This is a genomic window from Streptococcus sp. HMSC066F01 (assembly GCF_001837335.1).
Lineage (GTDB): Bacteria > Bacillota > Bacilli > Lactobacillales > Streptococcaceae > Streptococcus > Streptococcus oralis_S.
Window position 1 is genome coordinate 93,011 of the sequence record NZ_KV832119.1, and the last position, 16,766, is coordinate 109,776.

14 protein-coding genes, 2 tRNA genes and 1 pseudogene are annotated in these 16,766 nt (G+C 41.7%); 16 read left to right on the forward strand and 1 reads right to left on the reverse strand.

What is annotated here, in order from left to right; translation table 11 throughout:
• The first annotated feature begins 15 nt into the window (after positions 1 to 15).
• The 6 genes from deoC to HMPREF2655_RS07705 all read left to right on the forward strand — a co-directional run bounded on the left by deoC (position 16) and on the right by HMPREF2655_RS07705 (position 5,882).
• Positions 16 to 678 carry a deoxyribose-phosphate aldolase gene (gene deoC, locus HMPREF2655_RS07680; protein ID WP_070838429.1) on the forward strand — a complete coding sequence of 221 codons (663 nt, stop codon included), beginning with the start codon at positions 16 to 18 and terminating at the stop codon, positions 676 to 678.
• Complete coding sequence (locus HMPREF2655_RS07685; protein WP_000246111.1) at positions 665 to 1,054, forward strand: cytidine deaminase; 390 nt, start codon at positions 665 to 667, stop codon at positions 1,052 to 1,054. The genes deoC and HMPREF2655_RS07685 overlap by 14 nt, the downstream gene beginning before the upstream one ends.
• A 90-nt stretch (positions 1,055 to 1,144) precedes the next feature.
• Entirely contained in the window at positions 1,145 to 2,200 is a 1,056-nt protein-coding gene (locus HMPREF2655_RS07690) for a BMP family lipoprotein (protein WP_001036151.1), read from the forward strand.
• Between the two features lie 136 nt (positions 2,201 to 2,336).
• Positions 2,337 to 3,872, forward strand: coding sequence for an ABC transporter ATP-binding protein (locus HMPREF2655_RS07695; protein WP_070838431.1), 1,536 nt, complete (start codon positions 2,337 to 2,339; stop codon positions 3,870 to 3,872).
• The gene (locus HMPREF2655_RS07700; RefSeq protein WP_000038688.1) at positions 3,865 to 4,923 is read left to right on the forward strand and encodes an ABC transporter permease; all 1,059 of its coding nucleotides are present in this window, start codon (positions 3,865 to 3,867) and stop codon (positions 4,921 to 4,923) included. Before HMPREF2655_RS07695 ends, HMPREF2655_RS07700 begins: the two co-directional genes overlap by 8 nt.
• 2 nt (positions 4,924 to 4,925) lie before the next feature.
• Positions 4,926 to 5,882: an ABC transporter permease gene (locus HMPREF2655_RS07705; protein WP_000029140.1), complete on the forward strand. Its 957-nt coding sequence runs from the start codon at positions 4,926 to 4,928 to the stop codon at positions 5,880 to 5,882.
• Between the two features lie 34 nt (positions 5,883 to 5,916).
• On the opposite strand, the gene plsY is transcribed toward HMPREF2655_RS07705, so the two are convergent.
• Positions 5,917 to 6,558 (reverse strand): glycerol-3-phosphate 1-O-acyltransferase PlsY, encoded by a 642-nt coding sequence (plsY, locus tag HMPREF2655_RS07710; RefSeq protein WP_070838433.1) that lies wholly within the window; start codon positions 6,556 to 6,558, stop codon positions 5,917 to 5,919.
• Between the two features lie 135 nt (positions 6,559 to 6,693).
• On the opposite strand from plsY, the gene parE reads away from it, so the two are divergent.
• From parE to rpsA, 10 genes and pseudogenes are all read left to right on the forward strand, one after another.
• Positions 6,694 to 8,637, forward strand: coding sequence for a DNA topoisomerase IV subunit B (parE, locus tag HMPREF2655_RS07715; RefSeq protein ID WP_070838435.1), 1,944 nt, complete (start codon positions 6,694 to 6,696; stop codon positions 8,635 to 8,637).
• A gap of 28 nt (positions 8,638 to 8,665) precedes the next feature.
• Positions 8,666 to 9,016, forward strand: coding sequence for a lipoprotein (locus HMPREF2655_RS07720; protein ID WP_049550355.1), 351 nt, complete (start codon positions 8,666 to 8,668; stop codon positions 9,014 to 9,016).
• A 256-nt stretch (positions 9,017 to 9,272) separates the two neighbouring features.
• Positions 9,273 to 9,488, forward strand: a pseudogene (locus tag HMPREF2655_RS10565) (hypothetical protein); the annotation flags it as partial.
• A 612-nt stretch (positions 9,489 to 10,100) separates the two neighbouring features.
• Positions 10,101 to 10,919 carry an aminoglycoside 6-adenylyltransferase gene (locus HMPREF2655_RS07730; protein ID WP_070838439.1) on the forward strand — a complete coding sequence of 273 codons (819 nt, stop codon included), beginning with the start codon at positions 10,101 to 10,103 and terminating at the stop codon, positions 10,917 to 10,919.
• 244 nt (positions 10,920 to 11,163) lie between these two features.
• A complete protein-coding gene (gene parC / locus HMPREF2655_RS07735; protein WP_083321248.1) occupies positions 11,164 to 13,644 on the forward strand; it encodes a DNA topoisomerase IV subunit A in 2,481 nt (826 codons plus the stop codon).
• Between the two features lie 115 nt (positions 13,645 to 13,759).
• Positions 13,760 to 14,797 carry a branched-chain amino acid aminotransferase gene (locus tag HMPREF2655_RS07740; protein WP_306806807.1) on the forward strand — a complete coding sequence of 346 codons (1,038 nt, stop codon included), beginning with the start codon at positions 13,760 to 13,762 and terminating at the stop codon, positions 14,795 to 14,797.
• Positions 14,798 to 14,909: 112 nt separating this feature from the next.
• On the forward strand, positions 14,910 to 15,140 hold the full coding sequence (locus HMPREF2655_RS07745; protein ID WP_000037107.1) for a DUF2969 domain-containing protein: 231 nt from the start codon (positions 14,910 to 14,912) through the stop codon (positions 15,138 to 15,140).
• A gap of 49 nt (positions 15,141 to 15,189) precedes the next feature.
• Positions 15,190 to 15,270 (forward strand) — tRNA-Tyr (locus tag HMPREF2655_RS07750).
• A gap of 8 nt (positions 15,271 to 15,278) precedes the next feature.
• A tRNA-Gln gene (locus tag HMPREF2655_RS07755) sits at positions 15,279 to 15,350 on the forward strand.
• Positions 15,351 to 15,514: 164 nt separating this feature from the next.
• Positions 15,515 to 16,717, forward strand: coding sequence for a 30S ribosomal protein S1 (gene rpsA / locus HMPREF2655_RS07760; RefSeq protein WP_001001617.1), 1,203 nt, complete (start codon positions 15,515 to 15,517; stop codon positions 16,715 to 16,717).
• Positions 16,718 to 16,766: the final 49 nt, after the last annotated feature.

Below are 16,766 nucleotides of genomic sequence, written 5' to 3' on the forward strand. Positions count from 1 at the left end.
AGGGAGAATCCGAATATGAAGTTAAATAAATATATCGATCATACGCTTTTAAAGCAAGATGCAAGTCAAGAACAAATTGATCGTTTGCTATCTGAAGCGCGTGAGTATGACTTTGCCAGCGTTTGTGTTAATCCTACATGGGTTAAACATGCGAAAACAGGGCTTGAAGGCTCAGATGTAAAGGTTTGTACAGTAGTAGGTTTTCCTTTGGGAGCAACAACTTCTACTGTGAAAGCTTTTGAAACAAAAGAAGCTGTCCAAAACGGCGCAGATGAGATTGATATGGTTATCAATGTTGGTGCCCTCAAATCAGGCAATCTGGATTTAGTTGAATCGGACATCCATGCTGTCGTAGAAGCAAGTGGTGACAGGTTGGTTAAGGTCATTATTGAAGCTTGCTTGTTGACAGACGATGAAAAGGTTGTGGCCTGCCAATTATCCCAGAAAGCAGGTGCTGACTTTGTCAAGACATCTACTGGATTCTCAACTGGTGGTGCCACTATTGAGGATGTTCAGTTGATGCGTAAAACAGTCGGGCCAGATATGGGAGTTAAGGCAGCTGGTGGAGCCCGTTCGTATGCTGATGCTGTAGCTTTTGTGGAAGCAGGTGCTACCCGTATCGGAACATCTGCTGGTGTAACAATCTTAAAAGGAGAATTAGCAGATGGCGACTACTGAGTTGATTGAACTAGCAATTGAAACCAGCAAACAAGCCTATGTCCCCTATTCTCACTTTCCCATCGGTGCTGTTTTAGTAGCCAAGGATGGTAGTATTTATACGGGTGTGAACATCGAGAATGCTAGCTATCCCTTGACTAATTGTGGAGAACGTACTGCTATTTTCAAAGCAGTTTCGGAGGGGCAACGGGAGTTTTCAGAATTGATTGTCTACGGACAAACTGAAAAACCCATCTCGCCATGTGGTGCTTGCCGCCAGGTCATGGTTGAATTTTTTGAACAAGATCTAAAAGTGACTTTAGTCGCTAAAGATAAATCGACGGTCGAGATGACGGTCGGGGAGTTACTTCCATACTCATTTACAGACTTAAACTAGTCTGGGTCACTCTTGCAGTGGCTGTGGTCTGTGTGACCAAACAATTCATACTTGCAACATCGTTGCACATCTTATTTAGGAGGTTCAGTAATGAACAAGAAACAATGGCTAGGCCTTGGTCTAGTTGCAGTAGCAGCAGTTGGACTTGCTGCATGTGGTAACCGCTCTTCTCGTAACGCAGCTTCATCTTCATCAGAAATGAAGACCAAAGCAGCAATCGTAACAGATACTGGTGGTGTTGATGATAAATCATTTAACCAATCAGCTTGGGAAGGTTTGCAAGACTGGGGTAAAGAACACAATCTTTCTAAAGATAAAGGTTACACTTACTTCCAATCAACAAGCGAAGCAGACTATGCTAACAACTTGCAACAAGCGGCTGGAAGTTACAACCTGATCTTCGGTGTTGGTTTTGCCCTTCACAATGCAGTTGAGGAAGCAGCAAAAGACCACTCTGACCTAAACTATGTCTTGATTGATGATGTGATTGAAGGTCAAAATAATGTTGCGAGCGTAAGATTTGCGGATAACGAAGCAGCTTACCTTGCTGGTGTTGCAGCAGCGAAAACTACGAAAACAAAGCAAGTTGGTTTTGTAGGTGGTATCGAATCTGAAGTTATTTCACGTTTTGCAGCTGGATTCAAAGCTGGTGTTGAGTCAGTAGACCCATCTATCAAAGTCCAAGTTGACTACGCTGGTTCATTTGGTGATGCTGCCAAAGGTAAAACAATTGCAGCAGCTCAATACGCTGCCGGTGCAGACGTTGTCTACCAAGCAGCTGGTGGTACTGGTGCTGGTGTCTTTGCGGAAGCAAAATCATTGAACGAAAACAAAAATGAAGACGAAAAAGTTTGGGTTATCGGTGTAGACCGTGACCAAGCAGCAGAAGGTAAATACACTTCTAAAGATGGTAAAGAATCTAACTTCGTTCTTGTATCTACATTGAAACAAGTTGGTACAACTGTAAAAGATATTGCCAACAAAACAGAAAAAGGTGAATTCCCTGGTGGACAAGTGATTGTTTACTCATTGAAAGATAAAGGGGTTGAGCTAGCAGTAACAAACCTTTCAGAAGAAGGTAAAAAAGCTGTTGAAGATGCAAAAGCTAAAATCCTTGACGGAAGCGTAAAAGTTCCTGAAAAATAATGGATAAAAGTCATTTCTTAGGAAGCGGCCATTGGTCGCTTCTTTAAGAATTGAGGCAATTTTTGTCTCAATAGAGCTTGTTAATGTGATTAGCAGGTTTTATTGAAATAAAATAAACCTCTGAAAGGAAGAGCATATGGCACACGAAAATGTCATTGAGATGCGGGATATTACCAAGGTGTTTGGTGAATTTGTAGCAAACGACAAAATCAACTTGCAACTGCGAAAAGGTGAAATCCATGCACTTTTAGGAGAAAATGGAGCGGGTAAATCCACTCTGATGAATATGCTGGCAGGACTTCTTGAACCAACAAGTGGTGAAATTGTGGTGAATGGTCAGGTTGTAAAACTAGACTCACCATCTAAAGCCGCTGGTCTTGGAATTGGGATGGTTCACCAACATTTCATGTTGGTTGAAGCTTTTACAGTAGCTGAGAATATCATTTTAGGGAGTGAAATCACTAAAAATGGTGTTCTAGATATAGCTGGTGCTACTAAAGAAATCAAGGCTCTTTCTGAACGTTATGGTTTGGCAGTAGATCCTGCTGCTAAGGTGGCGGATATTTCCGTTGGTGCCCAACAACGTGTAGAAATCTTGAAAACACTCTATCGTGGTGCTGATATCCTTATCTTTGACGAACCTACAGCCGTATTAACTCCTTCAGAGATCGATGAGTTGATGGCAATCATGAAAAACCTTGTCAAAGAAGGGAAGTCCATCATTTTGATTACCCACAAGTTAGATGAGATTCGTGCAGTATCGAATCGAGTGACAGTTATCCGTCGTGGAAAATCAATCCAGACGGTTGAGATTGCAGGGGCAACCAATGCAGACTTGGCAGAGATGATGGTTGGACGCTCAGTCTCCTTTAAAACGGAAAAACAGGCACCACAACCCAAAGAAGTGGTCTTGTCTATCAAAGACTTGGTTGTCAATGAAAACCGCGGTGTACCAGCAGTAAAAAATCTCTCCTTGGATGTTCGTGCTGGTGAAATTGTTGGTATTGCAGGTATTGATGGCAATGGTCAATCTGAACTCATTCAAGCCATTACAGGCCTTCGTATGGTTGAGTCAGGTAGCGTTGAATTAAAAAGCAAATCAATCGTGGGGATGCATCCTCGACAAATTACAGAACTAAGCGTGGGACATGTTCCTGAGGACCGTCACCGTGATGGCTTGATTTTGGAGATGATGATTTCAGAAAATATCGCTCTTCAAACCTACTACAAAGAACCACTCAGCAAGAATGGTATCTTGAACTATGCCAATATCACTTCACATGCTAAGAAATTGATGGAAGAATTTGACGTCCGTGCGGCAAGCGAATTTGTTCCAGCAGCAGCTCTTTCAGGAGGAAATCAACAAAAAGCGATTATTGCTCGTGAGATTGATCGTGATCCTGATCTCCTTATCGTCAGCCAGCCAACTCGTGGTTTGGATGTCGGTGCCATTGAATATATCCACAAACGTTTGATTGAAGAACGTGATAACGGGAAGGCTGTCCTTGTTGTCAGCTTTGAATTGGATGAGATTTTAAATGTCTCAGACCGAATTGCTGTTATTCATGATGGTAAGATTCAAGGTATTGTATCGCCAGAAACAACTAACAAACAAGAACTTGGTGTCTTGATGGCAGGTGGAAACTTGGGAAAGGAGAAGAGTGATGTCTAAAAAATTACAACAAATTTCGGTTCCCTTGATTTCCGTATTCTTAGGAATCCTGCTTGGAGCTATTGTCATGTGGATTTTCGGCTACGATGCTATTTGGGGTTATGAGGAATTATTCTACACAGCCTTTGGTAGTCTTCGTGGAGTAGGTGAAATTTTCCGTGCCATGGGTCCTCTTGTCTTGATAGGTCTTGGTTTCGCAGTTGCCAGTCGAGCAGGCTTCTTTAACGTCGGACTTCCTGGTCAAGCACTTGCAGGCTGGATTCTCAGTGGTTGGTTTGCCTTGTCAAATCCAGATATGCCTCGTCTCGTTTTGATTCCATTGACAGTGATCATTGCTTTGATCGCAGGTGGAATTGTTGGTGCGATTCCAGGTATCCTCAGAGCCTATCTCGGTACATCAGAGGTTATCGTGACCATCATGATGAACTACATTGTATTGTATGTGGGAAATGCCTTTATTCATGCCTTTCCTAAAGATATTATGCAAAGTACAGATTCAACGATTCGTGTTAGTGCCAACGCTACATACCAGACACCATGGTTATCAGAGTTGACTGGAAATTCCCGTATGAATATCGGAATCTTCTTTGCAATCATTGCTGTAGCTGTGATTTGGTTCTTGCTAAAGAAAACGACTCTCGGTTTTGAAATTCGTGCAGTTGGTCTCAATCCCCATGCCTCAGAGTACGCTGGTATTTCAGCAAAACGTACAATCATTCTATCAATGATTATCTCTGGTGCTTTGGCTGGTCTTGGTGGAGCGGTCGAAGGTCTTGGAACTTTCCAAAACGTTTACGTTCAGGGATCATCATTAGCTATCGGATTTAACGGGATGGCAGTTAGTTTGCTTGCTGGAAATTCACCAATTGGAATTCTCTTTGCGGCCTTCTTATTTGGAGTTTTGCAAGTAGGAGCACCGGGTATGAACGCTGCGCAAGTTCCATCTGAGCTTGTCAGCATTGTAACAGCGTCTATTATCTTCTTTGTCAGCGTTCACTATATTATCGAACGCTTTGTCAAACCTAAAAAACAAGTTAAAGGAGGTAAGTAAGGATGTCTATTACAACATTACTCACCCTCTTGGTCTCTTCTATGCTGATTTACTCAGCACCACTTATTTTTACGAGTATCGGAGGAGTCTTCTCTGAACGTGGTGGTGTCGTTAACGTCGGTCTTGAAGGAATTATGGTTATGGGAGCCTTTTCTGGGGTTGTCTTTAACCTTGAGTTTGCAGAACAACTTGGAACAGCGACTCCTTGGATTTCCTTGTTAGTTGCTGGTATTGTGGGAGCTATTTTCTCTCTCATCCATGCAGTCGCTACAGTTCATTTCCGTGCGGACCATGTTGTCAGTGGTACAGTATTGAACTTGATGGCTCCTGCCCTAGCAGTTTTCTTGGTTAAAGTTCTTTATAACAAAGGACAAACGGATAACTTAAGCCAGACTTTTGGACGTTTTGATTTCCCAGTTTTGGCTGATATCCCTGTGATTGGAGATATCTTCTTCAAGTCAACCAGTCTACTAGGTTATATCGCGATTGCCTTCTCTTTCCTTGCTTGGTTTATTCTCTTTAAGACACGTTTTGGTCTTCGTCTTCGCTCTGTTGGTGAACACCCTCAAGCAGCGGATACCTTGGGGATCAATGTCTACAAGATGCGATATCTTGGGGTTGTTATTTCAGGTTTCCTTGGTGGAATTGGGGGAGCGATTTATGCTCAATCCATTTCAGTTAACTTCTCAGTGACAACTATTGTCGGTCCTGGATTTATCGCCCTTGCTGCGATGATCTTTGGTAAATGGAACCCAATTGGTGCTATGCTTTCTAGTCTTTTCTTTGGACTTTCACAAAGTTTGGCAGTTATCGGTTCTCAATTACCTTTCCTACAAGGAGTGCCAGCGGTTTACCTTCAAATCGCGCCTTATGTCTTGACTATCCTTGTCTTGGCAGCCTTCTTTGGAAAAGCAGTTGCACCTAAGGCAGACGGTATCAACTACATCAAGTCAAAATAAGCATACAAAAAAACGTCAGTTTCAAACTGGCGTTTTATTTTTTTGGATTTTGATGGGTTAGGTTCAACCCCCAAGGGACAAGATTTTCAGTTTTATTTTTGATACGTGTGATATTATCCTTGTGACGAATGATAATCAAGCTAGCAAGTGCTAGGATAATCACAATGAAGAGAGGGTCATAGCTACTCAGGATAAATCCAAATAGTGGAAATAGGAGGACTCCGATAACGGCTGCGATAGAAGCGGTAACGCTAGACAGTGAAATCATACTACCTAGATAGAGGCTTCCAAAGAATACGATTGCTAGATAGAGACAGAAGGCAGGCGCAAATCCGAAAACAACTCCAGCGCTAGTTGCGACAGCCTTGCCCCCTTTAAACCCTGCAAAGATAGGAAAGGTATGTCCAATCACAGCCAAAAGTCCAAATACAAGGGGTGATACACCTTGAAGGTGGAAAAGAATAGGAAGGAGAGTGGCCAAGGTTCCTTTAAAGAAGTCAATTACAAAGGTTGCCATACCTGCCTTCTTACCTAAAATTCGGAAAGTATTGGTTGTTCCGGTGTTTCCAGAACCATGTTCACGCAGATTTGTTTGAAAGAAGATTTGTCCAATCCAAAGACCAGACGGAATCGAACCTAGCAGATAAGCTAAAATTAATAATACAAATGTCATCATAGACCTATTATACCATGAAATGGTATAGAAAGTCAGAGAATATCCTGTGAAATTGTGACAGCTGAAAGGGAAAAGCTTTGCAAAATCGCTAGAAAACCTGTAAAATAGAAAAGATGAACAAATAGGAGGTTCCTTGTGTCAAAAAAGGAAATCAATATTAATAACTACAATGATGACGCCATTCAGGTGCTAGAAGGGTTGGATGCGGTCCGTAAACGTCCAGGGATGTATATCGGATCGACTGACGGTGCGGGTCTCCATCACCTAGTCTGGGAAATTGTGGACAATGCAGTAGATGAAGCCTTGTCTGGATTTGGTGATCGCATCGATGTGACGATTAATAAAGACGGCAGTCTAACGGTTCAAGACCATGGTCGAGGGATGCCGACTGGGATGCACGCCATGGGAATTCCAACTGTTGAAGTTATCTTTACTATTCTTCATGCTGGGGGGAAATTCGGACAAGGTGGCTATAAGACATCTGGTGGTCTACACGGGGTGGGTTCTTCCGTTGTTAATGCCCTATCAAGTTGGCTGGAAGTTGAAATCACCCGTGACGGAACGGTTTATAAACAACGTTTTGAAAATGGTGGAAAACCCGTCACAACCTTGAAGAAAATTGGTACAGCACCCAAGTCTAAGACAGGTACTAAAGTCACTTTCATGCCTGACGCGACGATTTTCTCTACGACTGACTTCAAGTACAATACCATTTCAGAACGACTCAATGAGTCAGCCTTTCTCTTAAAAAATGTCACCTTGTCTCTGACAGACAAGCGAACAGATGAAGCAATCGAATTCCATTATGAGAACGGGGTTCAGGACTTTGTTTCTTACCTCAATGAAGACAAGGAAACCTTGACGCCAGTCCTATACTTTGAAGGCGAAGACAATGGTTTCCAAGTGGAAGTTGCCCTCCAGTACAATGATGGATTTTCAGATAACATTCTATCCTTTGTCAATAACGTTCGTACTAAAGATGGTGGAACACATGAGACAGGACTCAAGTCAGCCATTACTAAGGTTATGAATGACTACGCGCGTAAGACAGGACTCCTCAAGGAAAAAGATAAAAACCTTGAAGGTTCAGATTACCGTGAAGGTTTAGCAGCCGTTCTATCTATTCTGGTTCCGGAAGAACACCTCCAGTTTGAGGGTCAGACAAAGGACAAACTTGGAAGTCCTCTGGCTCGTCCGGTTGTGGATGGCATAGTATCTGATAAGTTGACTTTCTTCCTTATGGAAAATGGAGAACTAGCTTCCAATCTCATTCGTAAGGCTATCAAGGCCCGTGATGCGCGCGAGGCGGCCCGCAAAGCGCGTGATGAGAGCCGAAATGGTAAGAAAAACAAGAAAGACAAGGGCTTGTTGTCTGGAAAATTGACTCCAGCTCAATCTAAAAATCCAGCAAAGAACGAGCTCTACCTAGTCGAAGGGGACTCTGCCGGTGGTTCTGCCAAACAAGGCCGTGACCGTAAGTTCCAGGCTATCTTGCCCCTTCGAGGTAAGGTCATCAATACAGCCAAGGCCAAGATGGCGGATATCCTCAAAAATGAAGAAATCAATACCATGATTTATACCATTGGTGCGGGTGTGGGAGCAGACTTCTCCATTGAAGATGCCAACTATGACAAAATCATTATCATGACCGATGCGGATACTGACGGTGCTCATATCCAAACCTTGCTCTTGACATTTTTCTATCGTTACATGCGTCCCCTAGTTGAGGCAGGCCATGTCTATATTGCCCTTCCGCCTCTTTACAAGATGTCCAAAGGCAAAGGCAAGAAAGAAGAAGTAGCTTACGCTTGGACAGACGGAGAGCTAGAAGAACTCCGCAAGCAGTTCGGTAAAGGCGCTACCCTTCAACGCTACAAAGGTCTTGGTGAGATGAATGCGGACCAGCTCTGGGAAACAACCATGAACCCCGATACCCGTACTCTCATCCGTGTTACAATCGAAGATCTAGCACGCGCTGAACGCCGCGTCAATGTCCTCATGGGAGACAAGGTCGAACCACGCCGTAAGTGGATTGAAGACAATGTCAAGTTTACGCTGGAAGAAGCGACAGTATTTTAATAAATTTTAGAATTACAAAGGAGTTATGATGAAAAAAATATATGCTGTTCTATTAGTTGCTTTTATGGCTGTTATTTTATCTGCTTGTGCCTCGAAGGAGGCATGGCTAAAAGGTACATGGACTAGTAATCAAACAAATTCTAAGTATGAATTTAAAGAAGAAAGTGGGAAGTGGACTATTTTAAGTGGTGAAAGCAAAATAGCTGAGAATCTAGAAGTAAAGGATCGTAAAGATTCGGTTGTAAACTTAGTTGATGATAATGGAATTCGATATCAGGTCGAAAAGAAAGATAAAGATACAATTCATCTTGAAATATTTAATTCAGACGGACTTTCTGCTACTAATGGTCAAAGCTTCGAATTTAAAAAGGATCAGTAAAATGACAAAAAGGTTAATCTTTAATTTTAACTAAACTTTGGGTTATTTCAGCTAATAAGCAAAGTAAGATTTCGTTTTATAGAAACTGTGACAGGATTGTTGGATTTTGAATTATATCACAGGTATCAAAAATTATACAGATAAAGTTTGCTAATCTATTTCCAAGTTAACTACTTTCAATAATGAAGATGAGGAAACCTTGACGCCAGCCCTATACTTTGAAGGAGAAGACAATGGTTTTTAAGTGGAAGTTGCCCTCCAACGCTACAAGGGTCTTGGTGAGATGAATGCGTATCAACTCTGGGAAACAACGATGAATCCAGAAACCCGCACTCTTATCCATGTCACAATCGAAGACCTAGCCCGCGCTGAACGCCGTGTCAATGTCCTCATGGGAGACAAGGTTGAATCACGCCGCAAGTGGATTGAAGATAATGTCAAGTTTACGCTGGAAGAAGCGACTGTGTTTTAAGGAGTGTGAATAATGAATAGTTCAGGACATTCGATTTTTGGAAGTTACTTGGGTTTAATTTTCTTAGTTTCTTTACCCTCAGCTATTCTTGCATTCTACATCAATAGTCGAAAAAAAGTTTCCAAGGTTTATATGCACCGATTGTATTTACCTTTTTTATGATTTTGATGCTTTTATTCAATATGGATTCCTCAGAATCCGGTTCTTTAGTGGCATCCTTTGTCATGATTTTATTTGGTTTTCCTTTGATAGCAGGAGCCTTAATCTACACACTTATTCGATTGTGTTATGTCTATCCGGAGAAACGGTGGAAGGCTCTTTTGATTTTCCTATCCTATGTTTTGGGCCCCCTATCTGTAGGTATTCTGGGATGGTATGTGGTAAATTTAGTTCAGATCCATCTATTGACATTCATGGTAATGATTTTGATGATTCTAGTTTCCTATCTTCCTCCTCTCTATCTCCATTACACCAAACGAAATCAGTAAGACAAGAATACTTTTTGGTAGGGGATAGAGATTAATCGCTTAGCTAATGTCGGAGATGACCGATTGTTTATAATTTATAATAAAAAACTATTTCATATAGCTCTAAGTGTTGAAGGAGTGAAAGATGAGAACTGAAACAGAAATGCTTGATGCGATTTCACAGATTGCTAAATCTTTACAAGTTGAGGCTGTCGCTCTATCTGGTTCACGAACGGATACAAAAGCTCCAAAAGATGAGTTTCAGGACTACGATGTTGTTTATGTTGTGGACGATTTAGATAATCTGACGAGAAATTTTTCTTGGTTGGACCAGTTTGGCAAACGTATTATCGAGCAGCATGTCTTGCTTGGTCACCGTCGCCTCTATCTCATGCTCTTTGAAGATGGCAAACGGATTGATTTGACCCTCTGCCCCAAAGACCACATCCAAGAGTGGGTGGATAGTGAAGCTGATTATACAGTTTTGAAAGATGAGAAAGGCTTGTTTGAGTCCTATACTACAAGTCCTCAACGTTACTGGACAAATCCAGCTAGTCAGACAGATTTCGAAAAAGCCTGCAATGAATTTTGGTGGGTGTCAGCCTACGTGGTCAAGGGGATTTGTCGCAAGCAAGCCATCTATGCTACTGACCATCTATATGGGATTTGTCAGCAAGAACTCTTGAAGGTCTTAGCTTGGCAGGTTGCAAGTGATAATGGAACAGTCGATATCGGCAAGAACTACAAGTATCTTTTTCAGTATTTACCTGCAGAGAAGGAGAAAGAATTCTCAAATCTACTGGATTTTTCAAATATAGAAAAACTAACTCAGTCTTTATTTTCTACCATGGAACTTTTCCATCAAGAAGCTCAGTCCCTTGCTCAAAAAATGGGATTTGACTATGATATGGAAGTAGCTGAGAAGATGATTCAGTATGCTGAGGAGAGACTTTCAAATCACTAACTAAATAAAGTATATAATTTAAAAGATTAAACTACAGAAAAGATAGTTTAGTTATATATAGTAACTGAACACGGGACTAATTTCTGTAAATTATCCCTAATTCTATAAAAACCTACTCTATATTCTTTGAAAGGAGTTGAACACGCCCTAAATGCTGTGTGAAAAAGATAAATTCTCTTGTGAACATCGCTCACCGCAATAATTTCCTATTTTCACTTTGCATTTTACGGGCTTTGTATCCTATATGAGTAACATTCAAAACATGTCCCTGGAGGACATCATGGGAGAGCGCTTTGGTCGCTACTCCAAGTACATCATTCAAGACCGAGCTTTGCCAGACATTCGGGATGGATTGAAGCCGGTTCAGCGTCGTATTCTTTATTCGATGAATAAAGATGGCAATACCTTTGACAAGAGCTACCGTAAGTCAGCCAAGTCTGTCGGGAACATCATGGGGAATTTCCACCCACACGGTGATTCTTCTATCTATGATGCCATGGTTCGTATGTCACAGGACTGGAAAAACCGTGAGATTCTAGTTGAAATGCACGGTAATAACGGTTCTATGGACGGGGATCCGCCTGCGGCTATGCGTTATACCGAGGCTCGTTTGTCTGAGATTGCTGGTTATCTTCTTCAAGATATCGAAAAGAAGACAGTTCCCTTTGCTTGGAACTTTGACGATACCGAGAAAGAACCTACTGTCTTACCAGCAGCATTTCCAAACCTCTTGGTCAATGGTTCGACTGGAATTTCGGCTGGTTATGCTACAGACATTCCTCCCCATAATTTAGCTGAGGTTATTGATGCGACGGTTTACATGATTGACCACCCAACAGCCAAGGTGGACAAACTCATGGAATTCTTGCCTGGGCCAGACTTCCCTACAGGAGCTATCATCCAAGGGCGTGACGAAATAAAGAAGGCTTATGAAACTGGGAAAGGGCGCGTGGTTGTTCGTTCTAAGACGGAGATTGAAAAGCTAAAAGGCGGTAAGGAGCAAATCGTTATCACTGAGATTCCTTATGAAATCAATAAAGCCAATCTCGTAAAGAAAATCGATGATGTTCGTGTCAATAACAAAGTAGCGGGGATTGCTGAGGTTCGTGATGAGTCTGACCGTGACGGTCTTCGCATTGCTATCGAACTCAAGAAAGACGCTAATACCGAGCTTGTTCTCAACTATCTTTTCAAATACACCGACTTACAAATCAATTACAACTTTAACATGGTAGCGATTGATAATTTCACTCCTCGTCAGGTTGGGACTGTCCCAATTTTGTCTAGCTATATCGCCCACCGTCGTGAAGTGATTCTGGCGCGTTCCCGCTTTGACAAGGAAAAGGCTGAGAAGCGTCTGCATATCGTTGAAGGTTTGATTCGCGTGATTTCGATTTTGGATGAAGTCATTGCCCTTATCCGAGCTTCTGAGAACAAGGCTGACGCTAAGGAAAACCTCAAGGTCAGCTATGAGTTTACTGAGGAGCAGGCTGAAGCCATCGTGACCTTACAACTTTACCGTTTGACCAATACAGACGTGGTTGTCTTGCAGGAAGAAGAAGCAGAACTTCGTGAAAAGATTGCCATGCTTGCGGCTATCATCGGTGATGAACGTACCATGTATAATCTCATGAAGAAAGAACTTCGTGAGGTCAAGAAGAAATTTGCGACACCACGTTTGAGTACTTTAGAAGACACTGCGAAAGCAATCGAGATTGATACAGCTAGCCTCATCGCAGAAGAAGATACCTATGTCAGCGTGACTAAGGCAGGCTATATCAAGCGTACTAGCCCACGTTCCTTTGCGGCATCCACTCTGGAAGAAATTGGCAAGCGTGATGATGATCGTTTGATCTTTGTACAAACTGCCAAGACAACCCAGCACCTCTTGATGTTTACAACTCTTGGGAATGTCATTTATCGACCAATCCACGAATTGGCAGATATTCGTTGGAAGGATATCGGAGAGCATCTGAGCCAGACCATTACAAACTTTGAAACGAACGAAGAAATACTCTATGCAGAAGTAGTAGATCAGTTTGATGATGCGACAACTTATTTTGCAGCGACTCGCCTTGGTCAAATCAAGCGTGTAGAACGCAAAGAGTTCTCTCCATGGCGGACCTACAAGTCTAAATCAGTCAAATACGCTAAGCTCAAAGACGAGACAGACCAGATTGTAGCAGTGGCTCCGATTAAACTAGATGATGTACTCTTGATTAGCCAAAACGGTTATGCCCTTCGTTTCAATATCGAAGAGGTTCCAGTTGTTGGTGCCAAGGCTGCGGGTGTCAAGGCTATGAATCTGAAAGCAGATGATGCACTTCAGGCTGCCTTTATCTGTAACACTTCATCCTTCTACCTCTTGACTCAACGTGGAAGCTTGAAACGTGTCTCTTGTGAGGAAATTCCAGTGACCAGCCGTGCTAAACGAGGCCTACAAGTCTTGCGTGAGTTGAAAAACAAACCGCACCGAGTCTTCTTGGCTGGAGCAGTTGCAGAGCAAGGTTTCGTTGGTGATCTTTTTAGTACAGAAGTAGAAGAAAACGACCAAACGTTACTTGTCCAATCTAACAAGGGAACAATCTATGAGAGTCGATTGCAGAACCTCAACTTGTCAGAACGTACTAGCAATGGAAGCTTTATTTCAGACACGATTTCAGATGAAGAAGTTTTCGATGCTTTCCTCAAAGAAGTCTTTAAAGAGGACAAAACAAATTCGTAAAAAGAATCAGTCCAGAGGGCTGATTTCTTTACGTTGAAAAAATTTTCAGAAAATTACAAATAATACTTGAAATTTTACTAGAAAAGTGTAGAATAGAACACATAGTTTGAATAGTATAAAGGAGAAACACATGACAGTTGCAATTGATTGGGAAAATCTTGGTTTTGCTTATATGAAACTACCTTACCGTTATATCGCTCACTACAAAAATGGTCAATGGGATCAAGGAGAATTGACAGAGGATGCAACCTTGCATATTTCAGAGTCTTCTCCAAGTCTCCACTATGGACAGCAAGCATTTGAGGGATTGAAAGCCTATCGTACCAAGGACGGCAGTGTTCAATTGTTCCGTCCTGACGAAAATGCTAAGCGTTTGCAACGTACTTGTGACCGTCTTTTGATGCCACAAGTTCCGACAGAAATGTTTGTAGAAGCTTGTAAAGCAGTTGTGCGTGCAAATGAAGAATACGTCCCACCATATGGAACAGGTGGAACCCTTTATCTTCGTCCGCTATTGATTGGTGTTGGGGATATTATTGGGGTTAAACCAGCAGAAGAGTATATTTTCACCATCTTTGCTATGCCGGTTGGTAACTATTTTAAAGGTGGTTTAGTCCCAACTAACTTCTTGATTCAGGATGAATACGACCGGGCAGCTCCAAATGGTACAGGTGCGGCTAAGGTTGGAGGTAACTATGCTGCTAGTCTCCTCCCAGGTAAAATGGCCAAGTCACGCCAATTTTCAGATGTTATCTACCTAGATCCATCTACACATACAAAGATTGAAGAAGTCGGATCAGCAAACTTCTTTGGAATCACGGCAGACGATGAATTTGTAACACCATTGAGTCCATCTATCTTGCCATCTATTACCAAGTATTCTTTGCTTTACTTGGCAGAACACCGCTTGGGATTGACACCGATTGAAGGCGATGTTCCAATCGATAATTTGGAGCGTTTTGTAGAGGCAGGTGCTTGTGGAACAGCAGCAGTTATTTCTCCAATTGGAGGCATCCAACATGGCGATAATTTCCATGTTTTCTATAGTGAAACAGAAGTAGGTCCTGTGACACGTAAACTTTATGATGAATTGACTGGTATCCAATTTGGTGATGTAGAAGCGCCTGAAGGATGGATTGTCAAAGTGGACTAAAAGACACGAAGCAAAGAGAAACTCCATAGCAGTTGTAAGGACTGAAATGGAGTTTTTTCTTGCTAGTTTGAGCATTTTCTTGTACAATAGAAAAAGTGAAAAGAGGTACAGTATGAGTAAAAAAGATAAGAAAATTGAAATCCAATTAACCGATGCAAAAGTGACTGTTGGAAAAGACAGCTATGAAGGATACGTTTTGACGATCGGGAAAAAGGTTATTGGAGAAATTGCCGAATTAGATAGCCAATTTGCCATCATAAAGAATGGAAATGTCGATAGTTTTTATAAAAAACTTGAAAAAGCTGTGGAAATTTTGATTGAAAACTATAATTTGACAAAATAATACTTGTTTTATTGAAAATTTCATGATATAATAGTTCTCGTTAAACATTGGAGAGATAGCGAAGAGGCTAAACGCGGCGGACTGTAAATCCGCTCCTTCGGGTTCGGGGGTTCGAATCCCTCTCTCTCCATTCATCAATGGGGTATAGCCAAGCGGTAAGGCAAGGGACTTTGACTCCCTCATGCGTTGGTTCGAATCCAGCTACCCCAGTTCTTAGGTAATAAATTCAAGATAAAAAGAAAAATATCTTAGGGTATTTTATTTTTATAATTGAAAGACGTGAACGATGTGAACATGTCTTTGCGGGTGCTTAGGAAAAAAATTATAAGTATGTCAAGTTTTTGAAAAAACTTGATTGTTGGAGGATTTTTTAGATGAACGAATTTGAAGATTTGCTAAATAGCGTTAGCCAAGTTGAGCCTGGTGATGTTGTTAGTGCTGAAGTATTGACAGTTGATGCGACTCAAGCTAACGTTGCAATCTCTGGGACTGGTGTTGAAGGTGTCTTGACTCTTCGCGAATTGACAAACGATCGCGATGCAGATATCAATGACTTTGTTAAAGTAGGAGAAGTATTGGATGTTCTTGTACTTCGTCAAGTAGTTGGTAAAGATACTGATACAGTTACATACCTTGTATCTAAAAAACGCCTTGAAGCTCGCAAAGCATGGGACAAACTTGTAGGACGCGAAGAAGAAGTTGTTACTGTTAAAGGAACTCGTGCCGTTAAAGGTGGACTTTCAGTAGAATTTGAAGGTGTTCGTGGATTCATCCCAGCTTCAATGTTGGATACTCGTTTCGTACGTAACACTGAGCGTTTCGTAGGTCAAGAATTTGATGCTAAAATCAAAGAAGTTGATCCTAAAGAAAATCGCTTCATCCTTTCACGTCGTGAAGTTGTTGAAGCAGCTACTGCAGCAGCTCGTGCTGAAGTATTCGGTAAATTGGCTGTTGGTGATGTCGTAACTGGTAAAGTTGCTCGTATCACTAGTTTTGGTGCTTTCATCGACCTTGGTGGCGTTGACGGATTGGTTCACTTGACTGAATTGTCACACGAACGTAACGTATCACCTAAATCAGTTGTAACTGTTGGTGAAGAAATCGAAGTGAAGATCCTTGATCTTAACGAAGAAGAAGGACGCGTATCACTTTCACTTAAAGCAACAACACCTGGACCATGGGATGGTGTTGAGCAAAAATTGGCTAAAGGTGATGTAGTAGAAGGAACAGTTAAACGTTTGACTGACTTTGGTGCATTTGTTGAAGTATTGCCAGGTATCGATGGACTTGTTCACGTATCACAAATTTCACACAAACGTATCGAAAATCCAAAAGAAGCTCTTACTGTTGGTCAAGAAGTTACTGTTAAAGTCCTTGATGTTAACGCTGACGCAGAACGTGTATCACTTTCTATCAAAGCTCTTGAAGAACGTCCAGCTCAAGAAGAAGGACAAAAAGAAGAAAAACGTGCTGCTCGTCCACGTCGTCCAAAACGTCAAGAAAAACGTGATTTCGAACTTCCAGAAACACAAACAGGATTCTCAATGGCTGACTTGTTCGGTGATATCGAACTTTAATCAAATTGATAATCACAAAATCCTTTGTTTAAAACAAGGGATTTTTCTT

What these genes read in the sequence shown, in the direction of transcription:
- deoC (WP_070838429.1), top strand. Translation starts at nt 16, where the DNA reads ATGAAGTTAAATAAATATATCGATCATACGCTTTTAAAGCAAGATGCA.
- HMPREF2655_RS07685 (WP_000246111.1), top strand. Translation starts at nt 665, where the DNA reads ATGGCGACTACTGAGTTGATTGAACTAGCAATTGAAACCAGCAAACAA.
- HMPREF2655_RS07690 (WP_001036151.1), top strand. Translation starts at nt 1,145, where the DNA reads ATGAACAAGAAACAATGGCTAGGCCTTGGTCTAGTTGCAGTAGCAGCA.
- HMPREF2655_RS07695 (WP_070838431.1), top strand. Translation starts at nt 2,337, where the DNA reads ATGGCACACGAAAATGTCATTGAGATGCGGGATATTACCAAGGTGTTT.
- HMPREF2655_RS07700 (WP_000038688.1), top strand. Translation starts at nt 3,865, where the DNA reads ATGTCTAAAAAATTACAACAAATTTCGGTTCCCTTGATTTCCGTATTC.
- HMPREF2655_RS07705 (WP_000029140.1), top strand. Translation starts at nt 4,926, where the DNA reads ATGTCTATTACAACATTACTCACCCTCTTGGTCTCTTCTATGCTGATT.
- plsY (WP_070838433.1), bottom strand. Translation starts at nt 6,558, where the DNA reads ATGATGACATTTGTATTATTAATTTTAGCTTATCTGCTAGGTTCGATT.
- HMPREF2655_RS07720 (WP_049550355.1), top strand. Translation starts at nt 8,666, where the DNA reads ATGAAAAAAATATATGCTGTTCTATTAGTTGCTTTTATGGCTGTTATT.
- HMPREF2655_RS07730 (WP_070838439.1), top strand. Translation starts at nt 10,101, where the DNA reads ATGAGAACTGAAACAGAAATGCTTGATGCGATTTCACAGATTGCTAAA.
- parC (WP_083321248.1), top strand. Translation starts at nt 11,164, where the DNA reads ATGAGTAACATTCAAAACATGTCCCTGGAGGACATCATGGGAGAGCGC.
- HMPREF2655_RS07745 (WP_000037107.1), top strand. Translation starts at nt 14,910, where the DNA reads ATGAGTAAAAAAGATAAGAAAATTGAAATCCAATTAACCGATGCAAAA.
- rpsA (WP_001001617.1), top strand. Translation starts at nt 15,515, where the DNA reads ATGAACGAATTTGAAGATTTGCTAAATAGCGTTAGCCAAGTTGAGCCT.